Annotated in this window: 16 protein-coding genes; 6 read left to right on the plus strand and 10 right to left on the minus strand. The window is 41.7% G+C overall.

What is annotated here, in order from left to right; genetic code table 11:
* Positions 1-39: 39 nt before the first annotated feature.
* The gene (locus tag ACHUE3_RS14010; protein ID WP_394193011.1) at positions 40-936 is read left to right on the plus strand and encodes a GGDEF domain-containing protein; all 897 of its coding nucleotides are present in this window, start codon (positions 40-42) and stop codon (positions 934-936) included.
* A gap of 20 nt (positions 937-956) precedes the next feature.
* On the opposite strand, the gene ACHUE3_RS14015 is transcribed toward ACHUE3_RS14010, so the two are convergent.
* The 6 genes from ACHUE3_RS14015 to lpxB all read right to left on the minus strand — a co-directional run bounded on the left by ACHUE3_RS14015 (position 957) and on the right by lpxB (position 8,964).
* Complete coding sequence (locus ACHUE3_RS14015) at positions 957-1,310, minus strand: hypothetical protein (RefSeq protein WP_394193012.1); 354 nt, start codon at positions 1,308-1,310, stop codon at positions 957-959.
* The gene (gene tilS / locus ACHUE3_RS14020) at positions 1,307-2,620 is read right to left on the minus strand and encodes a tRNA lysidine(34) synthetase TilS (protein WP_394193013.1); all 1,314 of its coding nucleotides are present in this window, start codon (positions 2,618-2,620) and stop codon (positions 1,307-1,309) included. The genes ACHUE3_RS14015 and tilS overlap by 4 nt, the downstream gene beginning before the upstream one ends.
* 136 nt (positions 2,621-2,756) lie before the next feature.
* Positions 2,757-3,713, minus strand: a complete 957-nt coding sequence (gene accA, locus ACHUE3_RS14025) for an acetyl-CoA carboxylase carboxyl transferase subunit alpha (RefSeq protein WP_394193014.1) — start codon at positions 3,711-3,713, stop codon at positions 2,757-2,759.
* A 16-nt stretch (positions 3,714-3,729) separates the two neighbouring features.
* On the minus strand, positions 3,730-7,221 hold the full coding sequence (gene dnaE, locus ACHUE3_RS14030; RefSeq protein ID WP_394193015.1) for a DNA polymerase III subunit alpha: 3,492 nt from the start codon (positions 7,219-7,221) through the stop codon (positions 3,730-3,732).
* Positions 7,221-7,817 carry a ribonuclease HII gene (rnhB, locus tag ACHUE3_RS14035; protein ID WP_394193016.1) on the minus strand — a complete coding sequence of 199 codons (597 nt, stop codon included), beginning with the start codon at positions 7,815-7,817 and terminating at the stop codon, positions 7,221-7,223. The genes dnaE and rnhB overlap by 1 nt, the downstream gene beginning before the upstream one ends.
* A complete protein-coding gene (lpxB, locus tag ACHUE3_RS14040; protein WP_394193017.1) occupies positions 7,807-8,964 on the minus strand; it encodes a lipid-A-disaccharide synthase in 1,158 nt (385 codons plus the stop codon). Before lpxB ends, rnhB begins: the two co-directional genes overlap by 11 nt.
* A 358-nt stretch (positions 8,965-9,322) precedes the next feature.
* On the opposite strand from lpxB, the gene ACHUE3_RS14045 reads away from it, so the two are divergent.
* From ACHUE3_RS14045 to cydC, 5 genes are read left to right on the plus strand one after another with little or no spacing between them, the layout of a single operon-like run.
* Positions 9,323-10,909, plus strand: a complete 1,587-nt coding sequence (locus ACHUE3_RS14045) for a cytochrome ubiquinol oxidase subunit I (protein ID WP_394193018.1) — start codon at positions 9,323-9,325, stop codon at positions 10,907-10,909.
* Entirely contained in the window at positions 10,906-12,045 is a 1,140-nt protein-coding gene (cydB, locus tag ACHUE3_RS14050) for a cytochrome d ubiquinol oxidase subunit II (RefSeq protein WP_394193019.1), read from the plus strand. Before ACHUE3_RS14045 ends, cydB begins: the two co-directional genes overlap by 4 nt.
* An 11-nt stretch (positions 12,046-12,056) precedes the next feature.
* The gene (gene cydX / locus ACHUE3_RS14055; protein WP_394193020.1) at positions 12,057-12,209 is read left to right on the plus strand and encodes a cytochrome bd-I oxidase subunit CydX; all 153 of its coding nucleotides are present in this window, start codon (positions 12,057-12,059) and stop codon (positions 12,207-12,209) included.
* Positions 12,199-13,959, plus strand: coding sequence for a thiol reductant ABC exporter subunit CydD (cydD, locus tag ACHUE3_RS14060; protein ID WP_394193021.1), 1,761 nt, complete (start codon positions 12,199-12,201; stop codon positions 13,957-13,959). Before cydX ends, cydD begins: the two co-directional genes overlap by 11 nt.
* Positions 13,952-15,685 (plus strand): thiol reductant ABC exporter subunit CydC, encoded by a 1,734-nt coding sequence (cydC, locus tag ACHUE3_RS14065; protein WP_394193022.1) that lies wholly within the window; start codon positions 13,952-13,954, stop codon positions 15,683-15,685. Before cydD ends, cydC begins: the two co-directional genes overlap by 8 nt.
* 68 nt (positions 15,686-15,753) lie before the next feature.
* On the opposite strand, the gene lpxA is transcribed toward cydC, so the two are convergent.
* Genes lpxA through ACHUE3_RS14085 form a run of 4 tightly spaced genes read right to left on the minus strand, consistent with a single transcriptional unit; the run spans position 15,754 to position 18,556 of the window.
* Positions 15,754-16,524 (minus strand): acyl-ACP--UDP-N-acetylglucosamine O-acyltransferase, encoded by a 771-nt coding sequence (gene lpxA, locus ACHUE3_RS14070; RefSeq protein WP_394193023.1) that lies wholly within the window; start codon positions 16,522-16,524, stop codon positions 15,754-15,756.
* A gap of 2 nt (positions 16,525-16,526) precedes the next feature.
* Complete coding sequence (gene fabZ, locus ACHUE3_RS14075; protein ID WP_058561338.1) at positions 16,527-16,979, minus strand: 3-hydroxyacyl-ACP dehydratase FabZ; 453 nt, start codon at positions 16,977-16,979, stop codon at positions 16,527-16,529.
* 10 nt (positions 16,980-16,989) lie between these two features.
* Positions 16,990-18,030: a UDP-3-O-(3-hydroxymyristoyl)glucosamine N-acyltransferase gene (gene lpxD, locus ACHUE3_RS14080; protein WP_394193024.1), complete on the minus strand. Its 1,041-nt coding sequence runs from the start codon at positions 18,028-18,030 to the stop codon at positions 16,990-16,992.
* Between the two features lie 7 nt (positions 18,031-18,037).
* Positions 18,038-18,556 (minus strand): OmpH/Skp family outer membrane protein, encoded by a 519-nt coding sequence (locus ACHUE3_RS14085; RefSeq protein ID WP_394193025.1) that lies wholly within the window; start codon positions 18,554-18,556, stop codon positions 18,038-18,040.
* Between the last annotated feature and the right edge of the window lie 2 nt (positions 18,557-18,558).

The raw sequence follows: 18,558 nt of genomic DNA on the forward strand, positions 1-18,558 counted from the left end.
TTTAACCAACCAACAACACACTCCGAGGGGGGAGATTTAGTGGAAAACGTCCATATTTTGACACAAAGGGTTTCTGCACGTGGCGAGTTTCTGCCGTTTTCGGCAGAGCATTACCGTAACAATGAGCCTGCAGCAATTCATAGCTTAGTAGCTAAGCTACAAACAACTTTAAATATCGATGAAATACTCAATATTTATGCTGAATACACTAAGCAGATTATTAACTTTTCAGGTATACAGTTTCACTCAACTCAAGGAGTGACACAGGTTGCACAAAGTGATAATTCAACCCAACCGTACTCGTTTGATTTAGATATCAACAACGAGCATTTAGGGCAGCTGGTTTACTTTAGTCAGTACCCGCTTACAGGGAACATTAATGCTAAGCTCACAGGGTTGCACAATGCATTGGTGTACCCGCTTAGAAATGCAATCATGTACAGCCGAGTGCTAAAGTTAGCAACCAAAGATACCCTAACAGGGTTAAACAATCGCAGTCAGTTTAACGATATATTGTTTGAAAAACTCGAACGCTGCCGCCGTCAACATCGCTCATTTAGTTTAATGTTGCTAGATTTAGATAACTTTAAGCAGGTAAATGATAACTTCGGTCACAAAGTAGGTGATGACGTATTAAAGGAGTTTTCAGCTGTTTTGCAAACAAGCATACGTGGCACTGATTGTGTTTTCAGGTTTGGTGGGGATGAATTTGCAATTCTTATAGACGACCCTGAGTTTATTACGAATAAAGTAATTGCCCAGCGTATTATGCGTTTAGTTGAAGAGTCTAATATTATGTCTAAATACCAAGTAACTACGAGTATTGGTTACACATTGGTGAATAGCCATGACTGCGAAGACGAAGTGTTCTCTCGTGCAGATAAAGGGCTCTATAAAGCAAAAGCGTCAGGACGTAACTGCGCTAGAGCTTATTAAAAAAAGTGTTGCGCCTCCCCTTACGGCGCAACTTGCTTTTGCTTACTGATCAACTTATAAATCAGTAGCGAAAAACAAAAACCAAAGAAAAAGCCACTAATCAAATAAAGTAAAGCGGCCATGGTAGCCAGTGGAGTGAGCACAATTAAAATCAGCGGAATACTCACACCAATAATAAAAAAGGCTCCGCCCTTTCCTAACCAATAAGCAATCAAAATAGTTGCGCATACCAAACCACCCGCTAGTGAATAAAGTAAAGTCATTACATCTAGTTCAAACACTAAGTACGCAACCAATGCTATTAATGTTGTAACTAACAAGCCAAGCGGTGCTTTATTAACAAGTGATAAGCCGACATGGGGCTGGTTGTTCATGTATGGTACTCCCAAAAAATTCCTTCATCGGTAACATGATTCGCACTGATGAAGTAACCGACAACTTGGACTAATTCGTCGTTGTAAAAAATAAGTGGCGCACTGGCCCTTAACCAAGGGGCTACTTTTGCATCTTTAAACCAATGCTTTAAGGTATTACGGCCTGGTTTATTCAAAGGTTTGATTTTTACCTGAGGATAGTCAAATTGCACAGTTACGTGCTCATCGGCATGAGGCTGCCTTATCCCTTTTCCTTGCACTGGGCTGATACGAGCGCCGTTATTGAGAATAAACGTGTCCTCAGACTGCGAAATTACATTAAGTTGCTCTTGTGCTTTGGGTATTACAAAATACAAATAACCTTGATGACGGCGGATCTGACCTTCTTTTAATTGTATTTTTAATTGCGCATCAACTTGTGCATTAATACCTTGATCTAAAATTTGCTCAGTTTGCTTTTGCGATGGCATTAAGACGGTAAACTGCTCAAGCCAACAGCGCAGTACATTTGCTTGGCGTGCAGCGCTATACATTGCAAGCTCAGTGCAACTTAAGCCTTGGCTGTTATTTTGACACTTGGCTAAATCTTGCTGGGTATACTCATTAAGTAAATCTTGCTGCTGCTGCAGTAGCGTAATGCTGCGTGAAGCGCTTTTTTCAAAACCTGTAAATTTATCAGATAAAACGGGCACAATTTGTTGGCGGATAAAGTTACGATCAAAACGTTCATCGGTGTTTGAGTCATCAGTAATATGCGTAAGTGAAAACGTTTTTGCAAATGACTCGATTTTTGAGCGTGTAATATCAAGTAAAGGCCTAAAGCAAACACGACCGCTTTTAAGTATACGGGTTTGTCGCATAGATGCTAAACCTTTCAACCCTGAGCCGCGTTTAAGACGCAGTAAAAAAGTCTCAAGCTGATCATTCAAATGCTGACCCAATAAAATAACACTGCCCTTAGCGCTGTATTTATCAAGCGCTAAATACCGCGCATCACGAGCTTGCTCTTCTAAACTGGTGCGCGAGCGCTGCTCAATAACTACCTGCGCTGCTGTAAATGGCACATTTAATTGCGCGCATAGCTGGGCGCAAAACTGCTGCCAGTCATCGGCATAATTACTTAAACCATGATTAACGTAAACCGCATTTAGTTGTAGCGCTGGTATTTCACATTTAATTTTATTCATCAGATGCAATAACACCACAGAGTCAACACCACCAGATAGCGCGACAGTAAATGACGTTTGATTATTATCGACAAATGGGGCAATGGTGCTTTTTACTTGTTGATACAAAGGTGTTGAATGCATGAATTAAACCGCTAAATAAGTGATTGATTAGCTCCTAGCTCCTAGCTCCTAGCTCCTAGCTCCTAGCTCCTAGCTTACAAACATTTTAAAACAAAAAAGCCGCTAGAGCGGCTTTTTTCTGCATTCGAGCTATTTTTTAGCAATAACCAAATGACATTAATCGTTTATAACGTTGATCAAGCATTTCATCAAGCGACAGCGCTTGAAGATCTGAAAGGTCACGTTTAAGCTGATTTTTAAGGTTACGCGCCATTGCATCGTAATTACGATGTGCGCCACCTAGAGGCTCTTCAACTAGGCTGTTAATCAAATCAAGTTCTTTAACACGCGCAGCGGTTACGCCCATAGCTTCAGCGGCAAGCGGTGCTTTATCAGCACTTTTCCAAAGAATTGACGCACACCCTTCAGGTGAAATGACTGAGTAAGTACTGTATTGCAACATGTTAACGCGATCGCCAACACCAATTGCTAATGCACCACCTGAACCACCTTCACCAATAACTGTACAAATAGTTGGCACTTTAAGTGCTGCCATTACTTTTAAGTTACGTGCGATAGCTTCAGATTGACCACGCTCTTCAGCACCAACGCCTGGGTATGCACCCGGTGTGTCGATAAAGGTCATGATTGGCATTTTAAAACGCTCAGCCATTTCCATTAAGCGAAGTGCTTTACGATAACCTTCTGGCTTTGGCATACCAAAATTACGCTTAATTTTTTCAGCTGTATCACGGCCTTTTTGTTGGCCAATAACCATCACTGGTTGGCCTTCAAAACGCGCAACACCACCTAGAATAGCTGGGTCATTTGCAAAAGTACGATCACCGGCTAGCTCATCAAACTCCGTAAAAATACGCTCGATATAATCTCGAGTATAAGGACGCAACGGATGACGGGCCAACTGAGAAACCTGCCAAGCACCTAACTTAGAGAATATTTCCTCTTTTTGTTGGGCACTTTTCTCTTTTAATCGGCTGACTTCCTCTTCTAATTCAAGGTCTAATTCGCCAGCGCGGCTTATATTTTGTAACTCTTCAATTTTTGCTTCTAATTCTGCGATTGGAAGCTCAAAATCAAGATAATTGAGGCTCATGCTCTAAACTACCTAATTAGTTAAATTCTAGTTCTACATCTTGCGCCGCCATCAGCGATAACTTATGAATTAAGTCATCGCTAGGCGTAACACACCATTCTGTACCTAAGGTTAACTCAGCCAACGCATCTGGACGTTGATAGAAAACCCTAATAGGACAAGTACCAAACTTATAAGGTTCAAGTACTTTTTGTAAATTATCGAAGAAGTTCGCCTCGATTTGCACCATGTTCAGCGTCATTTTAATCGCTTTTATACGTTTTTCGCGCGCTTGAGCTATGGTGCATATGTCTCTGGCGGTCATTGTAATGCCACCGGAGAAGTTATCAAAGCTGACCTGTCCAGATATTACCAAGATATTGTTGATTTGCAGCATATCTTGGTACATTTCAAACTGTTCTGGGAATAAGCGTACATCAATACGGGCACTCTTGTCATCTAAAGTTATAAGCCCCCAGCGATTTCCCTTTTTATTAATCAGTGTACGCGCTGCAATAACAAGGCCTGCAGCGGTTGATTGCACATCACGATTAGTTGGCTGCAAGTCCACTAAACGGCCTGTGGTGTAGTGCCTAAGCTCTCTGCGGTATTGGTTTATTGGGTGACCAGTTAAATAAAGGCCTAAAGTATCTTTTTCACCGTCTAACCATTGGTTATCAGTCAACGCAGTGGCTTTTATAAAGGCTTGTTCGACTTCATCAGGCTCTGTGGCAAGTAGCCCAAACAAATCCGTTTGACCAAGAGACTCAGCTTTGTTGTGTTGATCAGCGGCGCGCATTGCATCTTTAAGGCTCGCTAATAAGGTTGCTCGCCCAGGTTGAGTTTTATCTGGGCCAAGTTGATCAAGTGCTCCGGCGTAAATGAGTTTCTCTGTGACTCGTTTATTTAAACGCTTTAAATCAACTCGGGCGCAAAAATCAAATAAGTCTTTAAATGGGCCGCCTTCACTGCGCGCTTCTAAAATAGCTTCAACAGGTGCTTCACCTACCCCTTTGATAGCGCCGATGCCGTAAACAATTTCGCCTTGCTGATTTACAGTAAACTTAAACTCACCCGCGTTTACATCCGGCGGTAATAAAGTGAGTTTCATGTTTTCACATTCATCCACCAAAATTACGATTTTATCGGTATTATCCATATCTGCCGACATTACCGCCGCCATGAACTCGGCTGGGTAGTGCGTTTTCATCCACAAGGTTTGGTACGATACTAACGCATAAGCCGCAGAGTGAGATTTGTTAAAACCATAACCCGCAAACTTTTCTACCAAATCGAAGATTTTAATTGCAAGTTCGCCGTCAATGCCGTTATTTCTTGCGCCATCTTCAAAGGTTGAACGTTGCTTTGCCATTTCTTCAGGTTTTTTCTTACCCATTGCACGACGCAGCATATCTGCGCCGCCCAGCGTGTAACCTGCTAAAACCTGCGCAATTTGCATTACTTGTTCTTGATACAGGATGATACCGTACGTAGGCTCAAGAATAGGCTGTAAGCTGTCGTGTTGATATTGTGCGTCTGGGTATGAGATGTCTTCTCGGCCTAATTTACGGTCGATAAAGTTATCTACCATGCCCGATTGCAATGGGCCCGGTCTAAACAAGGCCACTAATGCAATCATATCTTCAAAGCAGTCGGGTTTAAGACGCCTGATCAGATCTTTCATGCCCCGTGATTCGAGCTGGAATACTGCGGTTGTTTCGGCGCGCAGTAATAGCTCTATACTCTTTTTATCATCCAGTGGAATTGCGTTGATATCAACCGGCTTTCTGCCTTCACGCTCAAGGCGCTCGTTGGTCATATCAATAGCCCACTGCAGGATTGTGAGCGTTCTTAGACCCAAGAAGTCAAATTTAACCAAGCCGGCTGTTTCTACGTCATTTTTATCAAACTGAGTAACCGGAAACTTTCCTTCATCATCACAATAAAGGGCGGCAAAATCGGTAATAGTCGTGGGTGATATAACAACACCACCCGCATGCTTACCGGCATTACGCGTGCACCCTTCAAGGATGCGGCACATATCAATTAAGTCTTTAACCTCAGAGTCGCCATCGTAAGCCTCTTGCAAGCGCGGCTCAACATCAAAGGCTTTTGCTAAGGTCATACCCGGATCGCCCGGTATTAATTTTGAAATCCGGTCAACAAAACCATAAGGGTGGCCAAGTACACGACCAACATCACGAATAACCGCTTTTGCTGCCATCGTGCCAAAGGTGATGATTTGCGATACCGCGTCCCGCCCATACAGCGCTGATACGTGGTCGATTACTTCGTCACGTCGATCCATACAGAAATCGACGTCGAAATCCGGCATTGAGATACGTTCTGGGTTCAAGAAACGTTCGAAAAGTAAGTCAAATTCGAGTGGATCAAGGTCGGTGATCTTAAGGGCATAGGCCACTAATGAGCCCGCACCTGAACCACGCCCTGGCCCTACTGGAATATTGTTATCTTTACTCCATTGGATGAACTCCATTACGATCAAAAAGTAACCTGGGAAACCCATTTGGTTGATTACGTCGAGTTCTATTTTTAGTCGCTCGTCATATTCAACGCGTTTTTCTTTACGGTCATCTTCATCTGGGAATAAAAACTGCAAACGTTCTTCTAAGCCGTCTTGTGATACTTTGACTAAGAAGTCTTCAATATTTAATGAGCCTGTTGGGTAATCAGGTAGAAAATAAGTACCCAGTTGCACTGTGACATTACAACGCTTAGCAATTTCAACACTGTTTTGTAGTGCTTCAGGAATATCACTAAATAGATCAGCCATCTGCTCTGGCGTTTTTAGGTATTGTTCCTCTGAGAATCGTTTAGGCCTACGCTTATCATCCAGCGTGTAACCATCAAAAATGGCAACGCGAATCTCATGCGCTTCAAAGTTCTCAGGTTTTAGAAATACCACTTCATTCGTTGCAACAACAGGTAACTGCTCAGCCTCAGCAAGTTCTACCGCTAAGTGCAGGTATTCTTCTTCTTGTGTTCGTAAAGTACGAATAAGCTCGATGTAATAATGGTCGCTAAAATGCTGTTTATAAAAACTGACAACCGACTCAACCGTTGCTGGATTGCCTTTTAACAGTGCTTTACCTAAATCACCGTCTTTAGCGCCAGAGAGAAGAATAAGCCCTTCTTTGTGCTCAACCAGCCATTCTCGGTCAATTACTGGACGATGAAATAAATGCCCGCGCTGATACGCTTTTGAGATCAATAAAGTAATATTTTTATAGCCAGTGTTATCTTTGGCTAAAATAACAATTCGACACGGCCCTTCAGGGAATTCAGGGCTATGGAGCCAAAAATCAGCACCGACAATCGGTTTTATGCCTGCGTTATGAGCAGTATCATAGAAACGCACTAAACCACAAAAGTTCATTTGATCTGTAATAGCCAATGCAGGCAACTGTAACTCTTGAGCTTTAGCAACGATCGGCTTGGTTTTAGCTAACCCATCAACCATCGAAAAGTCAGAGTGAACTCGTAAATGTACAAAATCAGGCGCTGCCATTATTGCTCCTGCATTGCTAGTACACGTTGTACTGGTTTAAAACTTTTACGGTGCTCATCAATTGCGCCATATTGTTCAAGTGCCGCAAAATGCGCTTTGGTAGGATAACCCTTGTGCCCGGCAAAGCCATATTGCGGATAACGTTTATCAAGTTCAATCATTTCATCGTCACGCGCTACTTTGGCTAATATAGAGGCTGCTGAAATTTCAGCTACAAGGCTATCGCCCTTTACCACAGCTTGTGCTGGCATGTTTAGTTTAGGTAGTCGATTACCATCAACAAAAACAAACTCTGGTGTAGTCGTTAATCCCTCTACCGCTCGAGTCATTGCCAGCATAGTGGCGTGTAAAATGTTTAGCTCATCTATTTCTGTTGGGCTACAACGACCTATTGACCAACACAGTGCTTTTTCTTTAATTTCAATCGCCAAAGCTTGACGTTTTTTATCAGTCAATTTTTTTGAATCTGCAAGGCCTGCAATCGGCTTTGTTGGGTCTAGTATGACCGCTGCGGTAACTACATCACCAACAAGTGGGCCACGGCCAACTTCATCAACACCGGCGATAAAGGTTAGGTTAGGTCGTTCAATTTGCATTTAGTAACTCCGCTACTGCCGCCGCGGCTTGCTCGCTGGCATTTAAACGTATTTGCTGATGGATTGCTAAAAATCGAGCTTTTAACTCGCTGTTATCGCTATTTAACATAGGTTCAAGTGCGTTCGTAAGGTTATCCACGTTACAGTCTTTTTGCAAAAACTCTGGGACTAACTCTTCATCAGCCAATAAATTGGGCAATGAAAAATACTTAATATTAAAGGTAAACAATGTCTTGAATATCCAATAACTCATTGCTTTTATTTTATAGCCCACAACCATGGGTTTTTTATATAACATGCCTTCTAAGGTGGCTGTGCCTGATGCAATTAAAATGGCATCCGCTGCTTGCATTGCTATATCAGATTGCCCATCCAGCAGTTGTATTTTTAATGACGGTGCAGTGGCGGCTAAAATTTCACTGAATTGTGCTTTACGCTTATCATTAACTAACGGTACCACAATTTTTAAATCTGGGTTTTTAGCTTGTAACTCAGCCGCGGTTTGAATATAGGTCTCACTTAATAAACCGACTTCTGAACCACGACTACCGGGTAACAATGCCAATACTTTGTCATTGTCATTCAAACCAAGTTTCAAACGGGCTGCACTGCTATCATGTTCCAAGGCAATATCATCAGCAAGTGTATGACCTACAAATGTGCAAGGTACGTTGTGCTTATCATAGAATGCTTTTTCAAATGGCAATAGAGCAAGCACCATATTGGTTGCTGCACTAATTTTATGAATACGTTTTTCACGCCAGGCCCACACAGACGGGCTAACATACTGCACGGTTTTAATACCGGCATCTTTTAACGGCTTTTCAATCCGCAGATTAAAGTCGGGTGCATCTATACCAATGTAAATATCTGGCGGGTTATCAACAAAGTGCTGAATCAGCTGCTTACGAATTTTTAATAATCGGGGTAATCGCCCTAGCACTTCAACCAAACCCATAACAGCAAGGTCTTCCATATCAAATAGACTTTTACATCCTTGCGCCTGCATTTTAGGCCCCGCAATACCTTCTAAAATAGCATTTGGGTAGCGTATTTTTAGTGCCTTTATAAGGCCTTCGCCTAATATATCACCGGATAGTTCACCCACTACAATTGCTATGCGTAATGGTTTGCTCTGATTATTCATTGATTCTTTTCGCAATTAACTCTGCATTTAATAGCAGCAGTTTAACGTGTTTTCAATGCAGTATAAATGTTGGGAGGTAATATTAATTTAAATTTATTCCTTGGCGCATAAACAACAAACTCAACCTTGTAGATAAGATGAATTAAGGCCCACAACTACTAAAAAATCATTGATTGCACTGGGTCTTAATTAAAATAAGCCTAATTTTATATTTCTGCCACATTGATTAATGATCCATACATAAGCTATTTTTTACACTTTTGGGTTGACTAAAATCAATAAAGGCATAACATTAGTGAAGTTTCAGTAATTTCTGAAAGATAATACAGCCGCGCCGTCAACTATAAAGGAGCACACTATGATAGATGAAGCGTTTGTCGATCTATCGCGATTGCAATTCGCAATCACTGCACTGTTTCACTTCCTCTTTGTCCCGCTAACATTAGGCATGACATGGATTTTGGTTATTATGGAATCTGTTTATGTTATGACAGGTAGAGAAATCTACCGTGACATGACTAAATTTTGGGGCAAATTGTTTGGGATTAACTTTGCAGTTGGTGTAGCTACAGGTTTAACCATGGAGTTCGAGTTTGGCACCAATTGGTCTTACTACTCACATTATGTTGGTGACGTGTTTGGCGCTCCACTGGCGATTGAGGGCTTAATGGCTTTCTTTTTAGAGTCGACCTTCGTGGGTATGTTTTTTCTAGGTTGGCAACGACTCACTAAGCGACAGCATTTAGGTGTTACCTTTTTGATGGCCATTGGTACCAACTTGTCTGCACTTTGGATACTTGTCGCCAATGGTTGGATGCAAAATCCTGTCGGTGCTGAGTTTAACTACCAGACAATGCGTATGGAAATGACCAGTTTTGCCGAGCTGGTATTTAATCCTGTTGCGCAGGTTAAATTTATTCATACTGTGTCGGCAGGTTATGTTGCCGCATCTATGTTTGTGCTGGGTATAAGTAGCTGGTACATCTTAAAAGGGCGTGATTTAGCGTTCGCAAAACGTTCATTTTCTGTTGCTTCTGGTTTTGGTTTAGCGTCTATCCTGTGTGTAATTCTGCTTGGTGATGAATCAGGCTACGAAGTCGGCGAAGTGCAAAAAGTAAAATTAGCTACCATTGAAGCTGAGTGGCATACTGAAGAAGCGCCCGCTGCATTTACCGCAATTGGTATTCCTGATTCAGATGAACAAGTCACTCATGCGGCAGTTAAAATTCCCTATGCACTGGGCATTATCGCCACGCGTTCGCTTGACGAGCAAGTAACAGGTATCAGTGATTTAGAGAAAAAACACGAAGTACGTATTCGTAACGGCATGATAGCGTATGAGTACTTACAAAAACTCAGAAATGGCGAAGATACCCCTGCCAACATTGCCAAGTTTGATACCTTAAAAGATGACCTAGGCTACGGTTTATTACTTAAACGCTATACCCCGAACGTGGTAGACGCAACAGAGGAGCACATTCAAAAAGCCGTGAAGGATTCTTTCCCGCGGGTTGGCCCTATGTTTTGGTCGTTTAGGATTATGGTTGGCTGTGGCATGATCATGCTCGTCGTATTTGCCCTATCGTTCTACTACAACGCTCATCGTGTTATTGAACAAAAACGCTGGCTATTAAAAGCAGCAGTTTGGAGCATTCCCCTGCCTTGGATTGCTATTGAGTTTGGCTGGGTTGTTGCTGAGTATGGCCGTCAACCATGGGCCATTTCAGAAGTGTTACCAACATTTTTAGCTACCTCGTCGTTAACAGTAAACGATTTAATTTTTACCATTACTGCGTTTGTTATTTTTTATATTTGCTTAGCCGTTATAGAAGGTTGGTTAATGCTCAAATTTGTAAGACTCGGGCCAAGCTCACTGCATACAGGTAAGTATCACTTTGAACTTGAAAAAGCTGATAAGCAACTAGACCAAGGAGCACAATCATGATTTTTGATTACGAAACCTTAAAGTTCCTTTGGTGGTTGTTAATTGGCGTACTGCTCATAGGCTTTGCCATTACTGATGGCATGGACATGGGGGTAGCAATATTGTTACGCCTAGTTGGTAAAACAGATTTAGAGCGTCGTACTGTGATCAATACCATTGGTGCTCACTGGGATGGCAACCAAGTGTGGTTTATAACCGCTGGCGGAGCATTATTTGCTGCTTGGCCAATGGTATACGCCGCTGCTTTCTCTGGCTTTTACTTTGCTATGATGTTGGTGTTATTTGCATTGTTTTTACGCCCACTCGCGTTTGACTATCGCTCAAAACTCGAATCAGCGAAGTGGCGTAATAACTGGGATTGGGCTTTGCTAGTGGGCAGCTTTGTGCCAGCTTTAGTGTTTGGTGTCGCTTTTGGTAATGTACTTCAAGGCGTACCTTTTGACATTGATAATTTATTACGCACGACCTATCAAGGCTCTTTTATTGCTTTGCTTAACCCATTTGCGCTAATCGCTGGTTTGGTGAGTGTCACTATGCTGGTTGGTCATGCTGGTATGTGGTTACAACTAAGAACCGACGCTGAAGTATCAATCCGCTCAGCTAAATTTGGTCGTTACGCATTAATGGTTTTTATTACCCTCTTTGCTGTTGGTGGTTTGTGGGTGGCAAAAATGGATGGGTTTCAAATTATTTCAATGCCTGATACCCAAAGCTATGCTAATCCGCTTGGTAAAGTAGTTACAACAGCGCCAGGGGCGTGGCTTGATAATTACAGCAAAATACCACTCACGATGATATTCCCCGCGCTGGCTTTTGTATCTGCCATTTTAGCCATTATATTATCTAAGTTAAACAAACCTGCCTTAGCATTAGTCACAACTAGCTCAATGTTAATAGGGGTTATTATGACAGCAGGCAGTGCAATGTTCCCATTTGTTATGCCATCAAGTAATAATCCAAATATTAGCTTAACAATGTGGGACGCTGTATCTAGCCATATGACATTAAATGTAATGTTTATTGCCGCTATAATTTTCGTTCCATTAATCTTGTGTTACACGACTTGGTGCTACGTAAAAATGTGGCGTAAAGTTACGCAAGATGAAATTCAAAACAACACTCATGGCAGCTACTAAGGAGACTGGTTATGTGGTATTTCGCATGGATACTAGGTGTACTACTTGCTTGTACTTTAGGCGTGATTAATGTCATGTGGTATGAGTTTCAACAACACAAAGACAGCATAGCTGAAGATGAATTAGAACTACACGAAAGGCTTAAACGCCAAGATGACAACTAAACCTCGCCCAGACCGCGCGCAGCAAATTAAGCTGCGCGCATTTCTAAAGCAGTATAGTCACAGCGGTTCGCGCCTGTTAAAAATAAGTATTTTACTTGGTACACTAAACGCATTATTGATGATTGCGTCGTGCTATTTAATCGCTAATGCCGTGCACTTGATTATGTTTGTCGATAAGCAACTTGATGATATTACTCACCTCTTGTGGCCTCTGGCGGGCTTAATTTTATTACGTGCCGTGTTTTTAGCGCTCAGTACACGTATTAGTCATTATGCGGCGCAGAAAATAAAAACCGCAATGCGCAAAACCCTATTAGCCAAACTCAACCGACTTGGGCCTTTATACAGCGAACAAAAAGGCCATGGCGCAACGTTAAATACCTTACACAATGGAGTTGAAGCCCTACACCAATACTATGCTAATTACTTGCCTAGCGTTGCTTACAGTGCACTCATACCGCTGGCTATTTTAATAATCATATTCCCCACAGATTACAAAGCTGGGCTGATCTTTTTATTTACCGCACCGCTGATTCCTTTTTTTATGATTTTAGTTGGTCACAAAGCTGAAGAAATCAATCAACAACGCTGGCAACAACTCTCAGTGTTGGGCAATTACTTTTTTGATAGGTTAAGTGGCTTAACCCAATTAAAACTCTTTAACGCAACCCGCCGAGAATTGGCAAATATAGCCAAAATTTCTGATGACTTTCGTACTTCAACCATGGACGTGTTGAAAGTCGCGTTTTTATCTGCATTTACGTTAGAGTTTTTTGCAACGATTAGTGTCGCTTTAGTGGCTGTGATCATTGGTTTTAGGCTATTTTTTGGCACCCTTGATTTTGCCACCGGTTTTGTCGTTTTACTGCTAGCCCCTGAATTTTACTTGCCGTTGCGCCAAATGGGGACTCATTATCATGCTCGGTTAGAAGGGATCAGCGCAGCGGCTGATATGATTGATATTATCAATGCTGATGAAGGTTTACCCTCAGCACCAGGAGCACAACTTTCATTACCAATTAAAAGTTTAAGCACAACCCAGCTTAATTTTTACTACCCTCAAAGTGAAGAAGGTATCAGCGATATTAACCTCGCTTTACCACAAAAAGGCTTAGTTGCATTCGTTGGAGACAGTGGTGCAGGTAAAAGCACCTTATTTGATTGCTTACTGGGTTTTCATCAACTCGCTAATAAGCAAATTATTATCAATGGTACGCCTTTATCTGAGCTTGATTGCCAAAGCTGGCAACAACATATTGCTTGGATCCCGCAAAAACCAACGTTGTTTTACATGAGTGTTGCAGAAAACTTGCGCCTTGGTAATGCAAATGTCACGCAAGCACAATTAGAACAAGCAACTATGAAAGCCGGAGCACTTGAGTTTATACAAGCACTTCCACAAGGCTTTGACACCCTACTGGGTGAACACGGTGAAGGCTTATCCGGTGGACAAAAACAACGCATTGCCTTAGCCCGCGCATTTTTAAAAGACGCTCCCATTCTTATGTTGGACGAGCCAAGCGCCCACTTAGATAGCCAAACCGAAAAGCTGATCAACACTGCAATTACTGACTATGCTAACGATCATTTAGTACTGGTTATTGCACACCGTTTAAATACCATAACCGGCGCCGATACAATTTATGTTTTAGAGCAAGGGAAAATAATCGAACAAGGTTCTTATGAGAAGTTGTATCAGCAGCAAGGTAAACTTTGGCAGTTAGTCACTGCAGGAGCGATGCATGAGTAACTTTATTCGCTTACTAAAACTATGTAAGCCGCATGGCGCAATGCTACTGCTCGGCGCTTTTTTATCAACTCTTACGGTACTTGCTAACGTTGGTTTACTGGCAATATCTGGCTGGTTTTTAGCAGCTATGGCTGCAGCAGGTATCGCATCAGTGCATATGAATTACTTTACCCCTGCAGGCGTGATCCGATTTTTAGCGATTGTAAGAACTGCATCGCGATACGGCGAACGATTAATTACCCACAATGCGACGTTTTTGCTGTTAAGTGAAATACGCGTCAGTGTATTTTCCACATTAAGTAAGCTCAGTAATGTGGACTTAGCCATGAGCCGCAGCGCTGATTTAGTTAGTCGCATGCAAGATGATGTGGATGCGTTGGATACATTTTACTTAAATGTGTTATTACCTATTATTGTTGCTTTGATCAGCATACCTGTTGTAATGCTGTTTATGAGTGCATATAACCCAAATGTAGCGTTATTGTGTTTTACAGCACTCATGATTGTGGGCGTCCTGATCCCTGCATTTTTGGGGCATAAATTTAGTAAAACAGCAGCGCAAGATCGAGCGCAATCAGCATTATTACGTGCGCAATTGTCTGACTCTTTAAAAGGTGCCCGAGAGCTGGCGATTTACCAAGCATCCGCACATCAGTTAGCGCAATGCGATAAAGCCAGTGAGCGCTACAACCAACAAATTCAACAACGCCACAGCGCCCTTGCAAATAGTGACGGTATAACCTTATTAATTACCCAACTAACCATGCTAGGCAGTATTGTTATTTTAGTGCCACTAGTAAGCAGCGCAGAAATAGCAAACGTAGAGCTGGCAATGATGAGCCTATTTGTATTAGCTAGCTTTGAAACAGTATTAAACCTGCCTAATGCATTTATCCAATTACCCAATGCCCTAAGTGCCGCGGCACGTATTTTTGAGCTTGAAGATAAGCTAAATAATAGCGGTGAACAAACAACCGTTAATATAAAGAATCAACCTCTTGGTATTAAGTTTACTGATATTGATTATAGCTATAACACACAAACTAAAGCGCTGAACAAAATAAACATAACCATAGAGGCGAAACAAAAGATTGCCTTAGTTGGCCCCAGTGGAAGCGGTAAAAGCACCTTAATAAATTTACTCAGTGGACTGTGGCCAGTTCAAAATGGTCATATTGAGTTAGTTACACAACAGGGTAAAATTAATTTAAATGATCTATCAACAGATAATCGTTTTGAGTTACTGACAATAGTTGCTCAGCAGCACCATATATTTGACGGTACCTTAGCCGAGAATTTACGTTATGCAATGCCAACAGCGAGCGATGAAGCCTTACTAAACGCTTGTCAGCAAGCTCAGCTAGGCACTTGGCTTGCACAACTGCCTGGTGGCCTAAAAACACGTTTAGGCACTGCAGGACGAACTGTTTCGCAGGGCCAAGCACGGCGTATTGCTATTGCACAAGCGCTGCTGCGAGATAGCACTATCATCGTACTTGATGAGCCAACCGAAAGCTTAGATAACCAAACTAAACACGCTGTGATAGACACTGTAATGAAGATAATGACAGATAAAACCATTATTACTATTACTCACGATCCAGCGCTATTGAGTACCATGGACCAAGTAATATGGCTAGAAGAAGGAGCTGTAAGAGCTATCGATACACACAACGCCTTACTTAAAAATGAAATGGATTACATGTCTTTGGTAACACGATTTTAAACATAAAAAAACCACCGGTTATTACTTAGCGGTGGTTTTTATTAAGCGGTGTAATTAACGAATAATACCTAACGAATAATCCCACGCTCGGAGTTCTTTACAAAATCAACCATTAGCTGAACTGCTGGGTACTTAGCGGCATCTTCACTCAATGCTGCAATTGCCTCATCAACACCTAAGCTCTTACGATAAAGTGTTTTATAAGCACGGCGTGTCGCCATTACTTCATCACTGTCAAAACCACGTCGCTTCATACCTTCAGTATTAATAGCCACAGGACCAGCAGGTGTGCCAATTGTGGTTACAAATGGAGGAACATCTTTATTTATACCAGAGTACATTCCCACAAAAGCATGCGCACCGATTTTACAAAATTGGTGAACACCCGAATTACCAGCAAGGATAACCCAATCACCAACATGCACATGGCCAGCAACTGAAGCACTGTTTGCAAAGATAACGTTGTCACCAATTACAGCATCATGTGCAACATGGGTATAGGCCATAAATAAGTTGTTACTACCAATTTTAGTCACACCTTGATCTTGAATAGTACCACGGTGAATTGTCGCACATTCACGAATAACATTATTATCGCCAATGATAAGTGTAGTTGGTTCGTTATTGTATTTCTTGTCTTGACAGGCTTCACCTACAGACGCAAATTGAAAAATATGATTGCCAGAGCCAATAGTAGAGGGCCCCTTCACAACAACATGAGATTCAATGATACAGTTATCACCAATAACTACATCGTTACCAATATAGCTGTAAGGGCCAACGCTGACATTATCGCCTAACTTAGCACCTGATTCGATTATTGCCGTAGGATGGATCACAATTAAAGCTCTCTTCTCGCACACATGATTTCAGCAGTACACACTACCTTACCATCAACTTTCGCTTCTGCTGCAAATTTCCATATATTGCGGCGCTCTTTTAAAAACTGTACATGCAAATGCATAGTATCGCCAGGAACAACCGGTTGTTTAAATCGCGCATTATCGATTGCAGCAAATAAGTAAAGCTCATTCTCACTGCGGTTTTCAACCGTTTTAAACCCAAGTAGGCCTGTAGCTTGTGCCATAGCCTCTAAAATAAGAACACCCGGGAAAATTGGCTGATTTGGAAAATGACCAGTAAAAATAGGTTCATTCACGCTAACGTTTTTAATGGCGTGAAGTGACTCGCCAGGCGTGTGGTCAAGCACTCTGTCCACTAATAACATAGGGTAACGGTGCGGCAGTAAGCTCAATATTTCTTGTATATCCAAGCTATTTAATTCGTTTGCCAAAATAGCATCCTTATTGATTATCAACATTTAATGACTGAGTCAAAGTCTCTAGTGCTTTAAGACGGTCTTTCATCTCTGGTAAATTACGCAAATGAGCAATATTACGACGCCACTCTTTATTGGTAGAGTGCGGCATACCAGAAGAATAGATACCTGGCTCTTTAATTGACTTAGTTACCATACTCATGCCGGTAAGTATAACACCATCACATATATCAATGTGACCATTAATACCTACAAGCCCAGCAAATTGGCAATTTTTACCTACTGTTGTACTACCAGCAATTACAGTACAAGCGGCGATAGCCGTACCTGATCCAATCTCTACGTTATGCGCTAAATGTACTTGGTTATCGATAATCACGTTACTAGAGATTATTGTATTATCAAGTGCGCCACGATCAATCGTTGCCCCTGCACCAATTTCAACGTTATCACCTATAATGACAGCACCGATTTGCGGTATTTTTATCCACTGGCCTTTATCATTAGCGTAGCCAAAACCATCGCTACCTATGATTGAGTTTGCTTGAAATAGACAATTCTCGCCAATTTCAACATCATGATAAATAGATACATTCGACCAAAGTTTGGTGTTACTGCCTATTTTAGCCATCGCACCGATAAAGCAATTAGCGCCTATTTGTACATTATCAGCAATCTGTGCGCCTGCTTCAATCACTGCATTGGCACCTATAGAGGCCGAGTCAGCAACCTGTGCGTCAGGATGAACAACTGCGCTGGGGTGTATGCCTACTACTGCTGATGTAGGCGTTGTGTCCATTATCTGAGCAAGCTGTGCATAGCTGTTATAGGGATTAGCTGCAATAAGCTTGTTTCCCTGATAATAAGGGGCATCTGCTGCAGATAATATCACCGCACTGGCATGTGTATTATCCAATTGCGGACGATATTTCTTATTCGCTAAAAATGCAATATGCCCAGACTGGGCATTTGCAAGTGTCGCTATTTTTGAGATTTCTAAAGCGCCGTCCCCGTCGAGTTCAGCGCCAAGAAGTTCCGCAATCTGCGAAAGCGTATAATTTTGCATATTTCTTCTATTGTTTACTTACTTTTTCAACAACTTTTTCTGACAAATCAGAAACTGTCTTAGGGTTAAAGTAAACAGTAGTATCTTTTACTTTAACTTCATCATATTTGCCATCTTTAGCAACTGTTTGGATTGCATCGATAATAAGCTTTTGTACTTTAGCTAATTCTTGATTTTGGCGCATTTTAATTTCTTGCTCTAAAGGACGACCTTTTTCTGCAAGGTTTTTTTGCATACCTTCAACTTTTTCACGTAGCGCATCTTTTTGCGCTTGGCTCATTGTTGTGCTTTCACGTTTAAATTTTTCAGCTTCAAAACGGATATCACCTTGAAGCTTCTCAATTTCTTGACGACGCTCAGCAAATTCAGCTTGTAAAGTTTGCTCTACTTTAGCCATTTGAGGAATTTGCTTGTAGATTTCTTGCATATCTACAATACCTACTTTATGAGCTAATGCGCTCGCTGAAGTACCCATCATAAGAGTGGCTAATAAGGCAATTGCCGATGATTTAAATGATTTCTTCACAA

Origin of the sequence: Pseudoalteromonas atlantica (assembly GCF_043641955.1) — a bacterium.
GTDB classification, from domain to species: Bacteria; Pseudomonadota; Gammaproteobacteria; order Enterobacterales; family Alteromonadaceae; genus Pseudoalteromonas; species Pseudoalteromonas atlantica_A.

Bases quoted from the DNA above. Each gene is read 5' to 3' on its own strand.
- ACHUE3_RS14015 (WP_394193012.1), bottom strand. From the start codon at position 1,310: ATGAACAACCAGCCCCATGTCGGCTTATCACTTGTTAATAAAGCACCG.
- tilS (WP_394193013.1), bottom strand. From the start codon at position 2,620: ATGCATTCAACACCTTTGTATCAACAAGTAAAAAGCACCATTGCCCCA.
- accA (WP_394193014.1), bottom strand. From the start codon at position 3,713: ATGAGCCTCAATTATCTTGATTTTGAGCTTCCAATCGCAGAATTAGAA.
- dnaE (WP_394193015.1), bottom strand. From the start codon at position 7,221: ATGGCAGCGCCTGATTTTGTACATTTACGAGTTCACTCTGACTTTTCG.
- rnhB (WP_394193016.1), bottom strand. From the start codon at position 7,817: ATGCAAATTGAACGACCTAACCTAACCTTTATCGCCGGTGTTGATGAA.
- lpxB (WP_394193017.1), bottom strand. From the start codon at position 8,964: ATGAATAATCAGAGCAAACCATTACGCATAGCAATTGTAGTGGGTGAA.
- ACHUE3_RS14045 (WP_394193018.1), top strand. From the start codon at position 9,323: ATGATAGATGAAGCGTTTGTCGATCTATCGCGATTGCAATTCGCAATC.
- cydB (WP_394193019.1), top strand. From the start codon at position 10,906: ATGATTTTTGATTACGAAACCTTAAAGTTCCTTTGGTGGTTGTTAATT.
- cydX (WP_394193020.1), top strand. From the start codon at position 12,057: ATGTGGTATTTCGCATGGATACTAGGTGTACTACTTGCTTGTACTTTA.
- cydD (WP_394193021.1), top strand. From the start codon at position 12,199: ATGACAACTAAACCTCGCCCAGACCGCGCGCAGCAAATTAAGCTGCGC.
- cydC (WP_394193022.1), top strand. From the start codon at position 13,952: ATGAGTAACTTTATTCGCTTACTAAAACTATGTAAGCCGCATGGCGCA.
- lpxD (WP_394193024.1), bottom strand. From the start codon at position 18,030: ATGCAAAATTATACGCTTTCGCAGATTGCGGAACTTCTTGGCGCTGAA.